Source organism: candidate division WOR-3 bacterium (genome assembly GCA_039801365.1).
GTDB lineage: Bacteria > Hydrothermota > Tepidihabitantia > Tepidihabitantales > Tepidihabitantaceae > JBDRUN01.
On record JBDRUN010000008.1, the window covers coordinates 1 to 15,895 of the forward strand.

Here is a 15,895-nt window from a genome sequence, read left to right on the forward strand (position 1 = left end):
TTCTTTCAGTTTCGTCTCGTGCAGCAACGTTTTCACGCTTCCTCGCAACGCAAGCCAGTCTCTTGGCGGAATGCCAGCCGACTTTGCGGCCGCCCTCAGGGGGTCACCATGTACCTGGGCTAGAGCTGAAGTCAACGTCAGGCTATGGCAACACACATAGCTGAATTCAGTGGTCGTTCCACCAGCGACCCTCTGGCCCGAAGCAGATCTTATCGGCTCGCGGAGAACCATCATCTGTATCTCACCAGCATCAGTCGTCTTCCCGGATATGACACGGATCGGATTGCCACCATACCTTGGCTGGTAGGTACCGTCACGCACCCCCACAAAGTCGCCGTCACCAATCCGGCCATCCCGGTCAAGGTCCAGCCAGGCGACAACGTAGTAGATGCCGGGTAACACCCCGTCGAACTCGAACCGGGCCCAATGGGAGTACCCGGCCATGTCCGCACACACCTCGTAGCACGCCGGTTCGGAAAGGTCCTGTTTGGGATACAGTCTAATAGTACTCCCCCGTACGTCACCCGATTCGCCGAGCACGGGCTTCACCGCCCCGATGACCTTGGTCGGATGCCGGCAGCCGACCAGCACAAGCATCATCGCTGCAAGGCCTAGCGGCAACCCAAGGCCTATTTGAACTGGCCTAGTCAAGATACTTCCTCGCAGCCTCTTCAAATTCGGCTTTGCGTCTAGCCAGTGCTCTTTCTCTGGCCTCAGACCTGCGGCGGAGACTCACGGCCACATTCTGCTTGATCGAGGCCTCTGCCTGATTACCATCCGTTGCCGCCCGGCACGCAGCGATAAGCGACTCAAAAAGGGCAATCTGATCCTCATTCTCCTCCTCAAGCGCTTCCAAGTACCGTTCCGCTTTGGTACAGAAAGAACTTAGGGCATAGGCCGCATCGGCCGCAAGACGGTGAGACAGCCCGAGAAGCCCCTGGTTTGCGTGCCGCGCCTGAGCTAACTCGGCACTTGAGCTGTCAAGGAGACCAAATGCAGAGTTTGTTAGATAAAGCACGGCCGCCGCGTTATCCACGGTTATTTCCTCTGTACCCAGCACCGATCTGGCCCGTAGCAAGAGCCTTGCTACCTGGGCAGTCCCAACCTTGATGCGTTCCACCTCCTGACGCACCTCGGCCTGCAGCTGACTATCAGAGTCGTCACTGCCCGCAGTTGTTGGCTCGACCGAAACCGGTGTCGCCGTGCGGATAACTGGCGGTAGCCTGGTCTGCTGCGGTCCCCACAACAGACCAGGCCTATACCGAACAAGAAGAACAATAGCAACGCCCAGCACTATAATTGTGAACCAGAGCACCCCACGTCGGAACACGGTCACTATGGTCATCCTCTTCTGGTCGGGCCTGAAAACCAGCCTCGGCAGTTCAGGCTTCGACCCGGTGCCGCATGTCTGCTTCTCTTCAGTCATTGCTTAGTAAACTAGGCTAGCCACTCGGACAACATTGTCAATAGCATTCTGTGCCTTGACAACCGCATGGCGTGCGCTATCTTGCAGCCATGCGGAGCACTGCCGCTTCGAAATTGCCAGTCGGCATTCAGAACCAGATGGCACCGACGAGCCCTGCCACATTGGAATCGGAATGAATGCCGTCGGCTCGCTCCTCTTCGGCCTACTCTTCGGGTCAATACCGTTCGGCTATCTTTTCGGTCGGCTGAGAAGAACTGATGTCCGTACCCGTGGTTCGGGCAACATCGGATTCACGAACGTCTACCGCGTCTTCGGACTTGGCTGGGCAATCCCGGTTCTTCTGCTTGATGTTGGTAAGGGCATGGTACCGGTTGCGCTCGCCCCTACAATCAGGTTCGTGCCAGGCCTGGTCGGTGCTGGTGCAGTGCTTGGCCACGTGTTTTGCCCCTGGCTCGGCCTGCGTGGCGGCAAGGGTGTGGCAACCACAATTGGGGTCAGTGCATTACTCTGTCCCCGCAGTCTTCTAGCCGGACTTGTGCTCTACGCGGTTGTACTTCTCGCCTCTGGGTTCGTATCGGCTTCGTCGCTCGTTTTTGCAGTTGCGCTCCCAGTCCTAACCGCGTTTCTGTATCAACACAATCCGTCGCTTCTCGCTTTCACCATCGTCGTTGCCTTAGTTATGCTCGTGCGCCACATCGGCAATATCAGACGGCTCCTCCGGGGGACCGAACCCAAGTTTGGGCTTTGGCTAAAACTGTTCAAGAAGCAGAAGTGAACAAGGTCGCATTTGTCGGCGCTGGCCGGTGGGCCCTTGCACTCGCGCTCAGACTTGACGAGCAGGGAACCGAGACTGCACTCTGGGAGCCGGTCGAACCACACCTGCACCGTCTGCTTGCAACAAGACGCCATCCCGACCTGCCAGATACTGCTGTCATCCCGAACCACCTGCTCGTGTCCGGCGATCTTGATCAGGTTCTGACCGGTGCACGGTTCGTTATTTTTGCGGTTCCGTCTGAATCCCTTGCAGCTGTTGCCAGGACCTGCGCACACGGAGTTCCCGCCACTGCCGAGGTCATTATCACCGTTACCAAGGGCATCGACCCAGGAACCCATCAGCGGCTTTCAACCATACTTGCAGAAATCCTACCAGCAAGGCCAGTCGTAGTCCTCGCTGGTCCGGCAATACCGTACGACTTCGCACTCGGAGACCCAACTTCACTTGTTGCTGCGTCCGAGCACGAGTCTGCAGCCCAGACAGTACGCGACTTCCTTACCGCCGGCAACCTGCGGGTTTACTCCTCAAGTGATGTTGTCGGCGTCGAACTCGGTGCTGCGCTCAAAAATGTCATCGCGCTGGCTGCCGGCATCAGCGATGGTCTCGGCCTTGGCATCAACGCCAAGGCCGCGCTGCTGACCCGTGGCTTAGCCGAAATGACTCGACTCGGCATCGCTCTCAACGCGAACCCACTTACCTTTGCCGGGCTTGCTGGAATGGGTGACCTGGTCGTCACTGCTTTTTCTGAGCGTTCGCGTAACCACGCACTCGGCCGGCTAATCGGCCAGGGCCGAACCTTGGAGCAGGCGCGCACAACGCTGTCCGGTGTCGCCGAAGGCGCAGCAACATGCCGGACTGCCCTTGCCCTATCTCGGCGCTTTCACGTCGAGATGCCGATAACCGAAGAAGTCTGTCGCATCCTGTACGAAAGTTCCAGCCCAGAACACGGCCTGAAGCGGCTCCTCCGCCGGACTCCGAAAAAGGAGGAGAATTGACGCCAAAACAGAACGAACAGCCAGTATCTGAGGACCGGCCCCAGACGAAGTTCTACACTGTCACGCAGGTCTGCCGCCAACTGGGAGTCCAGCCCCATGTTCTGCGGTACTGGGAAGAAGAGTTCGAAATCAGGGTCAAACGTAACTCAGCTGGCCGACGGGTGTTCTCAGCCGACCAGCTCGAGCGGCTGCAGACAATAAAACACCTCCTCCGGCGTGAGCGGCTGACCGTCCGGGGTGCAAAGGCTCGACTAGCAAAAATGGACCGCAACCCGGACCTGCGCTCAACCGACCTGCGCAGTCTCCTCCCCTGGCTCAAGAAAGAACTCATCTCGATAAGAGCGCTGCTCAGCAGCAAGTAATCCCACCACGATCCCCGCGCACAGATGGCACATAGCACTTGCGGCGACGAACTTGCTCACCTCCACCCTGCCGGCTCCGTAGCGCAGTAACTTCGTCTTTGCCTGGAAAATGCTGGCCCGGGCCATGGCGCCCGGGCCAGCAGACTTGCCGCTTTCTTAGAAGTCCACCGCAAGCGTCAGCCGATGCGAGCCGCCGAGCCGGGCCAAGTCGCGGTAGCTGTAGTCAAATCCGAGTCCGAATGTTTCGGCTGGCCGGAGTTTGAGTCCGATACCTGCTGACAAACCGGTCCGAAACCCGATGTCCTCGCCGTAGCTCATGTCGGTGTTCACGATGTAACCGGCCCGGGCCGTCAGCACACGGTAGTTATACTCAAGGCCTAGATTCACCTTCTCGTTGACGTCGTTGAAGTGGTTCAGGTCTGCGGCCGCAGTCAGTCGGGAGTTGCCGTCATCGAGGAAGTCATAGGCGACCCCGAATCGGAACACGACGGGCAGGGAGAAGTTTTCTGTCAGGTATGTACCAGGGATCGGCTCACGGGTCCAGGGCCACTCCCAGCCCGGATCGTGGGTGAAATTCAACTGGCTGCCGTGGAATGCCATGTCCGGTCCGAAGTTTGCGATCGCCATAGCGAGTCTGAGGTTGCGCCAGCCGGTATTGTAGTGTATGCCTAGGTCAAAGGCTGCACCCGTGGCACTCACGTCCCAGATTTTCTCAGAGAGCACCTTCGCCGACAGACCGAAGGCCAGCTTCTCCGTTATCATCCGGGCGTAGGAGGCTCCGAACGCGAGGTCCGTACCGGTGAACATGAACCCCGTACCCTGGTAGTCCTCGATTGTCGTCTCCTCCATCTCACCCATGGTCAGCGCAGTCACATTGAACCCGAAACTGCCCGAGGTAGTCGGCAGCACAACCGAGACGAACTCGTGGTTGATGTCGGCAATCCAATCAATGTGGTTGACGAGCGCCTGGCGTCCGGGCACAAGGGCAAGCCCGGCCGGGTTCCAGTACGCCGCGGTGGCGTCGTCAGCAACCGCAACAAAGGCATCACCCATGCCGGTGCTCCGTCCAACTCCAATCTTGAGGAACGACATCCCGGCCATGCCGATCTTGGTGAAGAGGCCGTAAGCAGGAATCACCAGGAACGCCAAGAGTACCGTGACTAGAATAACCCTTGGACTTCTCCGTATCGCTGTATCTCTGTTGTTTGTCATGTTCGCCTCCTAGTACACCAGCACAAACTTGCCGACCTGAGTACCGAGCTCATTGGCGTCAACGTGGAAGATGTACAGACCGGGAGCCGGTTTCTGACTGTTCTCGTTCAACAGGTCCCAGTCCTCGTCCCCGCCGTACTGGTTGGGCAGGCCGCCCGCCTCCGGCTTGGTCTCATCATGCGTAAGCGTCCGTACCAGGTCACCGGCAAGGTTATAGATGCGAATCGTACACTTCGAAGGCAGATTGATGAACTTGAGCTTGCGGAAATCAGGATGCCGCTCCCACTCATTACGCACAAGATACGGGTTCGGCACGACCTTGACGTTAAGTTTCGCGGTATCCGACTTGGCAAACTGTGCCGCCTTGAACTCAACATCGTAGGCCGCATTGTATGGTGTCGGCGAAAGTGTCTGGGAGTAGACAATCCAGGTGTCGCCTGGAGCTGGCTCGAACTTGGCCGGCCCCGACGGGTTGAATCCGAACGTGCTACCGCACAGGTACATAAACCAAGTCTTGCCCAGCGAGAACGTATCGGCTGCGTCCCGGATATCGCGGAAGCACCAGCCATCAGCTGAGTCCGGACTTGCGGCCCTCGGGCTGTAGTAGCGGTACGGCACCGCAATCTGATTCTCGATGTCGAACACATCGCAGGTCAGCTTACCAGATGGATGGCTCTTCCAGACAATGCGGTAGTTGGAGCCGCGAAATGCCCAGAGCGCCTTGTTCTGGGTTGCAATCGGCAGTGACAGCGAATCCTGTGGGTAGCTGCCACTCACGACTACAACCCGCTGGAAGGGCTGAAGCGGAATCGAATCCAGCTGCAGTCGCAAGGTCATCTCTACAACTGGCAACCATGCCCTAGACGTATCAATCACCGAGTCGCCGCCTGGCTTTGCGATCCGTGCAATTCTTGTAATCACCGAGTCGAATACGGTCGGCACAAGCTGAAATGTGTCAGTCTTCCGGTCAATGGTCGCAACGAAGGTCACGAGCGGCACGACCGTATCTCCGGCCTTATCAGTCACGGCAAAACCGTAAACCGGTGCGCGCGCGACTGGGTCGTACACCGGTGTCCGGAACTGGATGCGGTAGGTCTCATCTTTGACTGCATGCGGACTGACCGCAAAAGGCCGCACCGACATCCGCAGTGCCGGATTGCCGGCCACCTGCCGCCACTCGCTCTGGGGCGCAGTGTAGTTTGACGGCTGGGTGCGTGGTACGGCGCGGACCGCGGTGATGCCCGATTCCAAAGACATTGTGTCAAGCGCCCGGCCGCCGGTCGTATCGCCGAGGTAGTTGATGTCGTAAGAGGTAACCGCGTAGTAGTATGGGAATCCGAGCCTGAGATTCGATGAATCAACGTAGCAGTACGCGAGCCCGGCATCAGTGGCCCTTGTGCGCAGCGACTCGACCACAGCCGTGTCTGCAAACAAAATGCCATCAATCTTGTCGTACTGCGTCAGCAGTTGCCAGTCACCAGGCTGGCCGGACCGACTTCGGTATATTTTGTACCCCTGAAAATCTTGCTCGACATAGAACGGGTTCAGGAGGGCGGGTGCAACCGGGAAGAACCGGTCTTTCGCTTTCTCAGGCAGGTCGTCCCAGACGATTGTCACCCGGCCGTCACCTGGAATCGTCGTAACATCAGGCGAAGGCGGTGGCTCAGGCATTATCCAGTTATTGTCGTACGCCGCCTGCGCAGCGCGAGAAGCAATCGCCAGGTCATAGACCATTGTGCCAGGCGGCCCGCCCAAGGAACGTTTTGCAGCAATCAGTCCGATGGTAACGGTGGCCATCTCATCCGGGGCGAGTGCAAACGGCCCTGTGGACTGCAGGAACCGTTTGTCCGCTGGTGCCTGGTCGGAAGAGTCGTACGGGTTGTACGGATGCAACGGGTCCCAGTAGTCATACCCGGCCATTGCCAGAAACTGCTCGGCATCGTCCTTCGGGTCCGCGTCGGTCAAGGTGAATATCTTGAAGGAGGTCATGCCGAGCTGACGGCCCTCAGCCGGTTCGTCCACAAGGCCATTACCGTTGTCATCGAAACCGTTCGGATAGATGGAATCGTGTCCCGGTGCCGGCGCAACCTCACGCATCTTGCCGTCTGCGTCCTTCCAGAAGGGACTCTGCAGAAAATCGAACCCAACAAAACCGGAAGGTGAGGCATCGTCACTCCACACGTAGCCCATGTTATCCACCCACACCGAATCATTACCTGACGGGCTGTAGATGTACTTGGCCAGCGCCAGTCCGCACCAGTCATCAGTCGCATTCCCGACATCGGCGTCACACGCCATTCCGAGATACATGTCCCGGAGCGTATCCTGGGTCCGGTTGCGCACTGTCAGTTTGAAGAACACAATGTCCTTGTTCCAAGGCAAAGTCCAGGAATATGTCTCCTGGTATACCTCGACGCCAATCGGCCGGTCCGCCTTGCCCCTGGGCCCGGCAACGTGCTGCTCCGGATCCCGGTCATTGAATACCGCCCAGGCGTCTCCCAGTGAGGTCGGCTTGCGCGGTACATAGAAGAATGTGTCGCGGAAGGCAGTGTCGCCTCGGATGCGCAACGGCGTTTCCCTGCCGCCCGACATCGAAGCTGGGAAATCAAGCTCGTTAGGCGGCCAGTCCCCAGGATAGATATAGACCCGTTCGAACCCGCGCTCAGAATAGCCACCGGTTGCGTTGTCGTAGGCTCCGGGCGTCATCTCGGACTTGCCCGAATTCGGGTTGTAGCCGCAGGAGACCAGGGTGTCCTTACCGCTTGAACTTTTTCTCAAGCAGCCGATCCAGATACCGGCACCGTAGATGTACATATCGCCCGAGCCAGCCGGCCATTCTCCGCCTGGCCGGCCGATGCCGTAACCGAAGGTAGCGTAGTTTGTAACCGGCAGCCGCCACTGGTTTTTCTGATACCACCGGAAGTCAAAGACGCGCGAAGGTTTCCAGGGTTTGCCCGCAGTCTTCGCCCAGACCGGTGCAACAGCCGCTAAGACCGACAATAGCAACAACCAGCTAGCTGGCGGGCGTTGGTCATGGGTCATTTTTCTCATAGTTGCCTCCTTCTAGAACTCGAGGTTGATGCCGACCTTGACCTGCCGGGGTGCGCCGTAGTTCATCGGGTTGTTGACGAAGTCAAGATACGCCACCCGGTAGGCGATGTACTCTTCCTCGTCGGTAATGTAGCCGTCGTGATTGCGGTCCCGAGCCGGGTTGTACGTGCCGGATAGCAGTGTCGCATCCAGTGAGTTTGCCCAGTTGGCCGGTGAATAGGTCCAGATATAGCCGTCGTCATTGGGCTTGCCGGTTGCCCCATAAACCCACTGCACAACCTGGGCATTGAACAGATTGGTTACGACGCAGGTCAGCCCGAGCTTGAGCCGGCCGAGGCTAAAGTACTTCGCCGCATTCAGGTCGGTGGTGAACCGTGCCGGCATCCGGGCCGAGTTCCGCTCCGCGATGCGACGGCCTGCGTTAAGCTTGCGCACCTCACGCGGGGTATATGGCAGGCCGGACCCAAAGTTTGCCAAGGCCGATGCGGTGAACTGACGTAATGGCACGAGCGCAAAGTCGTTCGGGAAGTCGCAGCCTATGCTTAGCTTGGCATTATGGGTTTCGTCGAAATCGAGCGCGTAATCCTTGCGCGGCGGCTCCATTTCCTGTCCGGTTACCGGGTCAACTCCGTAGCGGTATCGTTCGTAGTACCATTCGTAGGTGTAGGATGCCGTGCCTCGGGCCATCGAAAGGCCATAGGAGACTCGGGCATTCCAGTAGTCTGCAAGCGACTTTACGAATCCGATTTCGAATCCACGCACACTACCGTACTCCTCGTTCACCAGCGGATAGTAGCCTAATGGCACCGCCGGCTGGAACCGCGTGCCCATTAGGTCGAAGATGTCCTTATAGTAGGCGGTGAAGTCAACTAGTGTAACATCAGACAGCTGCTGCTCCAAACCCAGCTCATAGGCAATCGTCTGCTGGGCTGCAAGGTCCGGGTTGCCGATAATCTGATTACCCCGGGCATAGGCCGTTGAGGAGGTGTTGTCATACAGATATCGGTACGCCGGAGTCTGGAAAAAGTGGCCGTAGCTGAACCGAAACTTGGTTCGGGTCGTAATTGGGAAAGACACGCCAAGCCGAGGCGAAAGTTTGTACTTGACCATGGCCGGAATCATCGTCGTGTCGCCAACATTGGTGGGGTTGGCCCGCTTGTAGGAGTTCGGGTCAAGGTAATCAAGTCGCAGCCCGGCCCGGACTACCAGGTCCTCAAAGTCCATGCGGTCCTGCACGAACGCAGCCACGTTCACTGGGTCGTAGTCATAGTAGTCCACAAACGGATTCGGGTCGGTGGGCAGCGAGTTGTAACGCCGGTGCAGGTAGTTCTGCTTGAACTCCAGTCCAGTCTTGATCTCGTGCACTCGGCCGACATTGTGGGTCAAATCGGCCTTCACGTTCCAAACATCAGCCCAGTGCACCTGGAAGTACCGATAGTCGCCATATCCGTAGAACAGCCCAAACACACCCCACGGATTGTTTGAGTTGGCGTTCGTCTGGGTCACGTAACCGGGCAGGGGTCGGAACAGTGCCGAAGAATCCGCGAGAACAGTATCCTCAGCCTTGAAGATGTAGTCCTCCCAGAAACGCTTTGAGAAATCACGCTCCTTGGCCTCACGCTCGAGGTCACGGACTGCGATGGTCCGCTGGTTATGGAAGTAGCCGAATCTTACCGTGTAGAACGTTTTCTCGGTGAGCATGTGGTTAGCTGATAGATCAGCCATCTTCACCCGCTCGCGCCGGGACAAGAAGTGGTCCAGGTTGTACTTGAACCCAAGATGATTCTCGCTCTCCCGGTCATAGGGATACATCTCATACTGGGCCCGTGAGGCAAGCCCGCTCGCCGTGAACTTTAGACCCTGGTTTAGTGGCACGGAGTAAGTCAACTTGCCCGAGGCGTTATAGTCCTGGCGTCTCTGATGCGGCAGCTTGTACCGACTCGGCGCGTAGTCGTCGGTGAAGTACAGCTCGCCGGATACAAAGTAGCGCAGGCGGTTAAGCGATGGCACCGGACCACCGACCGAAATTTCATAGCGGTTGTCACCAAAGTTCAGCGTCTTGGGGAAAACCTCGTCGGTGACGAACTTTGCCCGGCCCTGCATCGTGCCCTTACCTTCCTTGGTCACCACCTGGATAACACCGGACATTGCTTCGCCGTACTCGGCGTCAAAACCGCCGGAAATCACCACAACCTCGGCTGTCGCCTCAGGATTGACCTGGGCAGCTTGGTATCCAAAGAGCGGGTCCCGGCTCGCCACGCCGTCTACGAAATAGGCGACCTCGTCCGGCCTGCCGCCGCGCAGGTGCTGACCATATGCGGGGCTTGTGACTACACCAGCCTGAAGCCTGACAATGTCGGCAAGACTCTGCACCGGCATCTTGTCAAACTCCTCAGTCGTCATATACCGGCTGGTCGTCGGGTCAGTCCGAACGATCTTTGCCCGGGTCCCGGCCACGACCACTTCCTCGACACGCAGGGCCGCGCCGGGCTTCAGCTTGAAGTCCTCAGTGATTGTCTGGTCTAGTATCACGAGCACATCCTTGCGAACGAACGTCTGATAGCCGATGTAGGAAACCTCGATCGTCTGCTTTCCTACCGGCACGTTGCTGATGAGATACTCGCCATCCGCATCGGTTGCCGAGCCAAGCAGCGTCCCTTGAATCACGACGTTGGCACCAACCAATGCCTCGCCGGTCTCAGCATCGGTAACCCGGCCCCGGATACGACCAGTCTGGGCCAGGACGACTGAAGCAGTGGCAAGTACAAGCACCAACCACCGGCTCACGCTGGTCTTTGGACTTTGGTCAATGGTCATTCTTCTCATGGTCGCCTCCTTCTAGGGATTTGCCACCCGGACCGGAATCGCCCATACCGTCTCAACGTAGTCGGCCTCCGGGTAGAGCAGGTTCGACAGCGGCACCACTTTGATGTACACGTGATGATAGCCAGTGTCGGCGAATGAGAACACGCCCTGACCGTTCCGGGCGCTGGCCGTGATGTCCGCAACCTTGCCGGCAGTGTAGAGCAGAAACCGGTTCTTCTCAGTCGTCGTGTCAGGCGGTGTAGTCGTTACTACACTTACCGTCACCTCTTCGCCGGGCCGGACCGTGTACAGCGAGTTGAGCGACTTGAGATTGTACAATCCTCGGCCATCAAGCCGCGGAGAATAGAACACCGTGTCCACCCGGCCGGGCCGAGAAAAGATGACTCTTGAAATACTAGGTGCGTCGGTTGCGCTCGGGGCGTAAACCGCGAAACCCGTAGCCTTCCTCAGTTCGTAGTAGAGCGTATCCGGCATCGTGTCCCGCGCCAAGAAAAGCTTACGCATCGCCTTCCAGGCAAAGCCCTTGGTCGCAATCACCGGTTGCTCAAACCCACGCAGCTCGGTGTAGCTCGGCCGGAATATGATCGTGGTTTCGGGCGGTGTACCGGAGATTTGAGTGTCTGGCCTGAACCCGACAACCCACAGGCTGTCGTAGCCGAAAACTGCCCGGCACGCAGCCATTGAATCGTAGTACGTAACCTCACAAAAAGTATCCTTGAGCGCGAGAGTGTCCACTGTGACACCAAACTGATACACATCGGCATGGCCGCTGTCGGTTGGTTCCAGGCTAAAGGACAAGAGCCGAGCGAACTTGTATAGTGTGTCGCCAGTCGTCGAGGTGCTATCCTTGGAGCTCAGCCTACTGCGCCAAACATATTCCAACCCGCCGCGCATCGCGTGATTAGCGCTGAACACGTCCTTCCAGCGGCCGAGCTCTAGTCGGACCGCAGCTGAGTCCTGGGCGGTCCACCATGGCCAGCGGGGTGGCGGTTCGGTTCCACATCCGGCAACGAAGACCACAAGAAGCAAGAAACAGCCAGTGGTAAACAGCCAGCAACTCCTGATTGCTGGCCATTGTCTGGTGCCGGGCTTGCTCATCAAACGCTGGTCACTAGTCATTCTCATCTTCATACCTCCTTGGTGAAACTTCGACTGCGACTGATCCGGCACCGGCCAGCTCAGCGGCGCCCACGGTAATGAAGCGGCGGGGCGGGAAACCGCCCCGCCGCCACGATGGTTAGCGAACTACCGTGAGCTTACCGGACAGAGAAGCGCCACCGGTGCTCAGTTTGTAGAAGTAAACCCCGGCTGCAACTGGCTCGCCGCTGTCCGAACGGCCATCCCAAGCAACCGAGTACTGACCAGGCTCGCGCTGGCCCTGTTCAAGCGCACGGACCGGCCTGCCGGCCTCATCATACACCATGACCGACACGTTGCCCGCCCTTGGCAATGCGTAGGAGATAACCGTCCGCGAGCCGAACGGGTTCGGCGTAGCGTGCACCTCATATCGAACCGGCCGCTTCACACCAGGCTCAGCGATGCCGATGGCAGAAGTCGGAATCCAATGGCAGACAATCGGGTTGTTTGAAGCAACGTTCTCCTGCTGCACAAAGGAACCGGCAATCTGGTCGATCATGTACAACACCGCAAGCTTATCTTCGGTTCCGTCGTTGTACGCTAGATCAACCATTGACGGATACCGGCAGCTTGTCGTGCCGGCCTGCGTAATCTTCACCGGCTGTCCCCATGTCTGCCCGTTATCCCTAGAGCCAGCAACGAAGATGTCAGCGCGCAGCCGGTCGGGCGGTCCGGGCTCAACGTTCGAAGAGTCGAACTGCTCCCAGGCAACATAGAGATTGCCAGCCGCGTCCTGGCCGATGCTCGGCCGGCACGCGTACAGTGCGTTGTTACCGACCGGTGCTCCGAGATTCTCCGGAGCGCAGCTCGCAGTCGCGATATGGGACCAGTTTGGTGTGTTGTCCGGGCACCAGTGCCAGATCTGCGCCGGAATAACGTAGCCGGTTCCGCCGACAACTGGACACAGGTCAGTAACAATGTGGAGTCTGTCGTTAGCGTCATAGAACGGGAATAGCGACGTAATGTAGAAGGAAGGTGCGGTATCAGCGCTGTAGGCTGGAGGCCAAGGCAGGTCTGTCGGAGCGCCCCAGGTCAGGCCGCCATCCTCAGAGATGCGGTAGAATCCCGGCTCAGGGTCAGTGCCTGAAGCCACCCAGGTGAGACAGACCTTGTCGCTAACGTTGGAGCAGGCGATGTTCTGGTCTGGGAACTCCGGGTCTGGCTGCGGCGCAGCCACCGCCATTGGCGTTGACCAGGTGCACCACGGATCAACTCCGCTGTAGTACACCATGTCGCGGCTCGCATCATCAATCATGTGGCACTGGAACTTCGAGGTGTGCCCAGCCGCAATGTAGCCCCACAAGTAGGCATCAGGTCCGGCGCAGTATTCAAAGATACCGGCACCCGGTGCCATGTCCCGGGCCGCAGTAACCTTGATCGGCGAACCGCCGTGCGAAGAAACGTACGCCACTCCGCTGACGGGGTCAGCGCTCAGATTGCCGAATCCACACCTCGCCGTATAGGCGTTCACGCCAGACTGCATGAAATCAGGGTCAATCCAGTTCCAGGAACCAGCGCCATAGTCGTAGAAATTGTAGCGCATGTTCCGGTCCGGGAAGCTGCCGCTCTGGTCAGCCGAGAACATCCACAATGCGTGGAGTCCGGCATCAACCGAATTGACCACAAACCGATAGGCCGGCCCATTGGCCTGCCAGTCGTAGGTGGTGCCACCAATAGTGTCCACCGTACCGACCAGCGAGACAAATCCCGGCCCTTCTTTGGTGACAACCTGCGCAGCCGGCTGGCCTTTCTGGACGCCATCATCGGCGACCACCTTTACCGGCGTCAGGCTGGCACCTGCCAGCACCAGCATCGGCACCAGCAGGCTGAGTACTAGGACGTTTCTCATCAGACTCCTCCTTTTTGTTTGGACTCCTGTTCTTCGTGGCCCGTCATCCAGACCACTTTTCTGTGGTGTAAACTCATGGCAAATCGCTACTGAAGCGTGAATCGGTAAGGTATCGAGACGTACACCCGCACCGGCTGATCCCGCTGCTTTGCCGGGCTGAACTTGGCCTGATACGCGGCCTCAACCGCAGCCGCATCCAGGGTCTGGTTACCTGAGCTCTTGAGAACCTCGGCCTCGATTACGTCGCCGGTCACGTCAACAAGCGCCTTGACCACTACCTGACCTTCAATCCCCGCGTTGCGAGCCATCTCCGGATAGTTTGGCGTAGGTACCTTCAAAGGCTGAGGCTTCACCTCAACCTTCCAGAACGGAACAATGGGAATCTCGGTCTCTTCAGGCCGTCTCACTATTTCCGAGAAGGTCGTGGTCTCAATCGTCTTTGCCTCGACTTCTTCCTCGGACTGCGCTGCAACCGGCATCGAAGGCTTCTCCACCTTGGGCGGCTCTGCGACCTTTTCCAATTCCGGCGGCAAGGCCTCCATCACCATCTCCACGCTACCCCGGAGCTGATACGGCTTCACCACAAACTCCCTAGGCAGCACAAGAAAAGCCGCCAGGACAATCAACAGTGCCGCCGCGGCCGCTACTCTGATGGCTACTGCATAGTACCGACTTTCCCACTCAAGCATCTCAATCCGAGCGACACTCCGCATACTATCCTCCACGTCCCATCCGATACTCAGTGGCGAACGTCACCTTTAGGGCACGCGCATCCTTGAGTGCCTCAAGAATATCGGTTACGTAGCCATAGCTGACGTCCCGGTCGGCCTGGACCGTGACGACCAGGTCCGGGTTGTCAATCACCTTTTCGGCCATCACCGACGTAACAATTGCCGGCGTCACCAGGTTGTCATCTACTGTCATCTTACCAGTCCGGTCAACCCAGACGCTGGCTACGTTACGCCGCTTGAGGATTCGCTCTGTTGCCTCAGCCTCGGGCAAGGTAATCTTGAGCCCGCGCGACTGACGGAATACCGTCGAGACCATGAAAAAGATAATCAGCAGGAAGGCAACGTCGGCAGTTGAAGCAGTCGGTATTTCCGGCTGGCTTGAACGCCGGTGGGCGATTCTTCTCACGGTCCTGCTCCTTCCTCGATAACCGGCATCAGGCTGATGCGTTGCGCCTTGGCCATCTTTAACTGGTCGAACACATCAATCATCGTCCGATAGGGCGCACTTCGGCTCACCCGCAGGCCAATCGCAAGGTCCGGATTTTCCCCTAGCCGTCTGACAACAATGTCCCTGACCTCAGGAATTGTGACAATCTGGTCACCAATCAGCACCTGACCGGTCGGATTCACCGAAACCGTTAGAATGTTCTCGCTCTTTATCTTGACTTCCTCACCCTTCTCAGGCAGGACTATCTTCAACCCCTTCTCGCGGCTGAAGATGCTGGTCGTCATGAAGAAGATAATGATAAGGAAGGCGATGTCGCCCATCGAGGCGGTCGGGATATACGGTCTCCCAGCTGCACCCTGACCCTTCCTCAATCTCATCAAAGCCTCCTGCTACCCGCACTGGGTCTTGACCAGTGCGTCGAGCAGCTCGGCCGACGCGGTCTCCATCTCTCTCAGGTACCCATTCACCCGGCTGGCAAGGAGAATGTGTACAATGGAAAGCGGAGCTGCGATGATAAGTCCCCACTTGGTAGTAATCAGCGCTTCAGAGATTCCGCTGGCAACAACCGTTGGTTCCACCTCACCGACTGCGGCCACCGCCTTGAACGCACCAATCATCCCGGTCACAGTTCCGAGGAACCCAAAAAACGGCGCAACCGTGGTGATACCAGCAAGAAGTGACATACCGCGGTCAAGAAATGCGAGCTCAGAGGTACCAGCCTGTACAACTGCATCTTCCATCGCAGTCTTGCCCTCAGCCGCTTTTTCAAGCGCAGCCCGTAGAACCTTGGCTGCCGGGCTCGGTGTCTTGTTACACAGCTCGATCCCCGCCTTTATGCCCTGAGACCCAACCGTCTCAATAAGCTGCGCCGTGAATTTGCGGACATTCACCCGCAACCTGATAAACACTGTGAACAGACGTTCCAGTACCAGCGCGATGCCGATTACAGCACAAGCCAGCAGGAACCACATGATTCCTCCGCCGGCTCTGAATTCCTCTATCATCGAGTCCTCCTATGGTTCTTCGATAGAGCAGTCGTGTGATGACAATCTAACCAAATCAACTCCGATGTCAAGCAAATAA

Annotated in this window: 14 protein-coding genes; 3 read left to right on the forward strand and 11 right to left on the reverse strand. The window is 57.9% G+C overall.

Going from position 1 to position 15,895, the window contains the following annotated elements:
- The coding region (locus ABIL25_02245; protein ID MEO0081097.1) for a hypothetical protein at positions 1–651 on the reverse strand (651 nt) is incomplete at its 3' end.
- Positions 644–1,426, reverse strand: coding sequence for a hypothetical protein (locus ABIL25_02250; protein MEO0081098.1), 783 nt, complete (start codon positions 1,424–1,426; stop codon positions 644–646). The genes ABIL25_02250 and ABIL25_02245, both read right to left, overlap by 8 nt.
- Before the next feature lie 172 nt (positions 1,427–1,598).
- On the opposite strand from ABIL25_02250, the gene plsY reads away from it, so the two are divergent.
- The 3 genes from plsY to ABIL25_02265 are packed head-to-tail and all read left to right on the forward strand — an operon-like array spanning position 1,599 to position 3,558.
- The gene (gene plsY / locus ABIL25_02255; GenBank protein MEO0081099.1) at positions 1,599–2,201 is read left to right on the forward strand and encodes a glycerol-3-phosphate 1-O-acyltransferase PlsY; all 603 of its coding nucleotides are present in this window, start codon (positions 1,599–1,601) and stop codon (positions 2,199–2,201) included.
- Complete coding sequence (locus ABIL25_02260; protein ID MEO0081100.1) at positions 2,198–3,196, forward strand: NAD(P)H-dependent glycerol-3-phosphate dehydrogenase; 999 nt, start codon at positions 2,198–2,200, stop codon at positions 3,194–3,196. The genes plsY and ABIL25_02260 overlap by 4 nt, the downstream gene beginning before the upstream one ends.
- Positions 3,193–3,558 (forward strand): MerR family transcriptional regulator, encoded by a 366-nt coding sequence (locus tag ABIL25_02265; GenBank protein MEO0081101.1) that lies wholly within the window; start codon positions 3,193–3,195, stop codon positions 3,556–3,558. The genes ABIL25_02260 and ABIL25_02265 overlap by 4 nt, the downstream gene beginning before the upstream one ends.
- Positions 3,559–3,714: 156 nt before the next feature.
- Here ABIL25_02265 and ABIL25_02270 read toward each other — a convergent pair whose 3' ends face one another.
- The 9 genes from ABIL25_02270 to ABIL25_02310 form a co-directional block, all read right to left on the reverse strand.
- Positions 3,715–4,770: a PorV/PorQ family protein gene (locus ABIL25_02270; GenBank protein MEO0081102.1), complete on the reverse strand. Its 1,056-nt coding sequence runs from the start codon at positions 4,768–4,770 to the stop codon at positions 3,715–3,717.
- Between the two features lie 9 nt (positions 4,771–4,779).
- Positions 4,780–7,821: a hypothetical protein gene (locus ABIL25_02275; GenBank protein MEO0081103.1), complete on the reverse strand. Its 3,042-nt coding sequence runs from the start codon at positions 7,819–7,821 to the stop codon at positions 4,780–4,782.
- Positions 7,822–7,833: 12 nt separating this feature from the next.
- Positions 7,834–10,647 carry a TonB-dependent receptor gene (locus tag ABIL25_02280; GenBank protein ID MEO0081104.1) on the reverse strand — a complete coding sequence of 938 codons (2,814 nt, stop codon included), beginning with the start codon at positions 10,645–10,647 and terminating at the stop codon, positions 7,834–7,836.
- Positions 10,648–10,659: 12 nt separating this feature from the next.
- Positions 10,660–11,772, reverse strand: a complete 1,113-nt coding sequence (locus ABIL25_02285; GenBank protein MEO0081105.1) for a hypothetical protein — start codon at positions 11,770–11,772, stop codon at positions 10,660–10,662.
- Between the two features lie 112 nt (positions 11,773–11,884).
- Positions 11,885–13,633: a FlgD immunoglobulin-like domain containing protein gene (locus ABIL25_02290; protein MEO0081106.1), complete on the reverse strand. Its 1,749-nt coding sequence runs from the start codon at positions 13,631–13,633 to the stop codon at positions 11,885–11,887.
- Positions 13,634–13,719: 86 nt separating this feature from the next.
- On the reverse strand, positions 13,720–14,346 hold the full coding sequence (locus ABIL25_02295) for an energy transducer TonB (GenBank protein ID MEO0081107.1): 627 nt from the start codon (positions 14,344–14,346) through the stop codon (positions 13,720–13,722).
- Position 14,347: 1 nt separating this feature from the next.
- A complete protein-coding gene (locus tag ABIL25_02300) occupies positions 14,348–14,770 on the reverse strand; it encodes a biopolymer transporter ExbD (protein MEO0081108.1) in 423 nt (140 codons plus the stop codon).
- Complete coding sequence (locus ABIL25_02305; protein MEO0081109.1) at positions 14,767–15,189, reverse strand: biopolymer transporter ExbD; 423 nt, start codon at positions 15,187–15,189, stop codon at positions 14,767–14,769. Before ABIL25_02305 ends, ABIL25_02300 begins: the two co-directional genes overlap by 4 nt.
- Positions 15,190–15,201: 12 nt before the next feature.
- Positions 15,202–15,816 (reverse strand): MotA/TolQ/ExbB proton channel family protein, encoded by a 615-nt coding sequence (locus ABIL25_02310; protein MEO0081110.1) that lies wholly within the window; start codon positions 15,814–15,816, stop codon positions 15,202–15,204.
- Between the last annotated feature and the right edge of the window lie 79 nt (positions 15,817–15,895).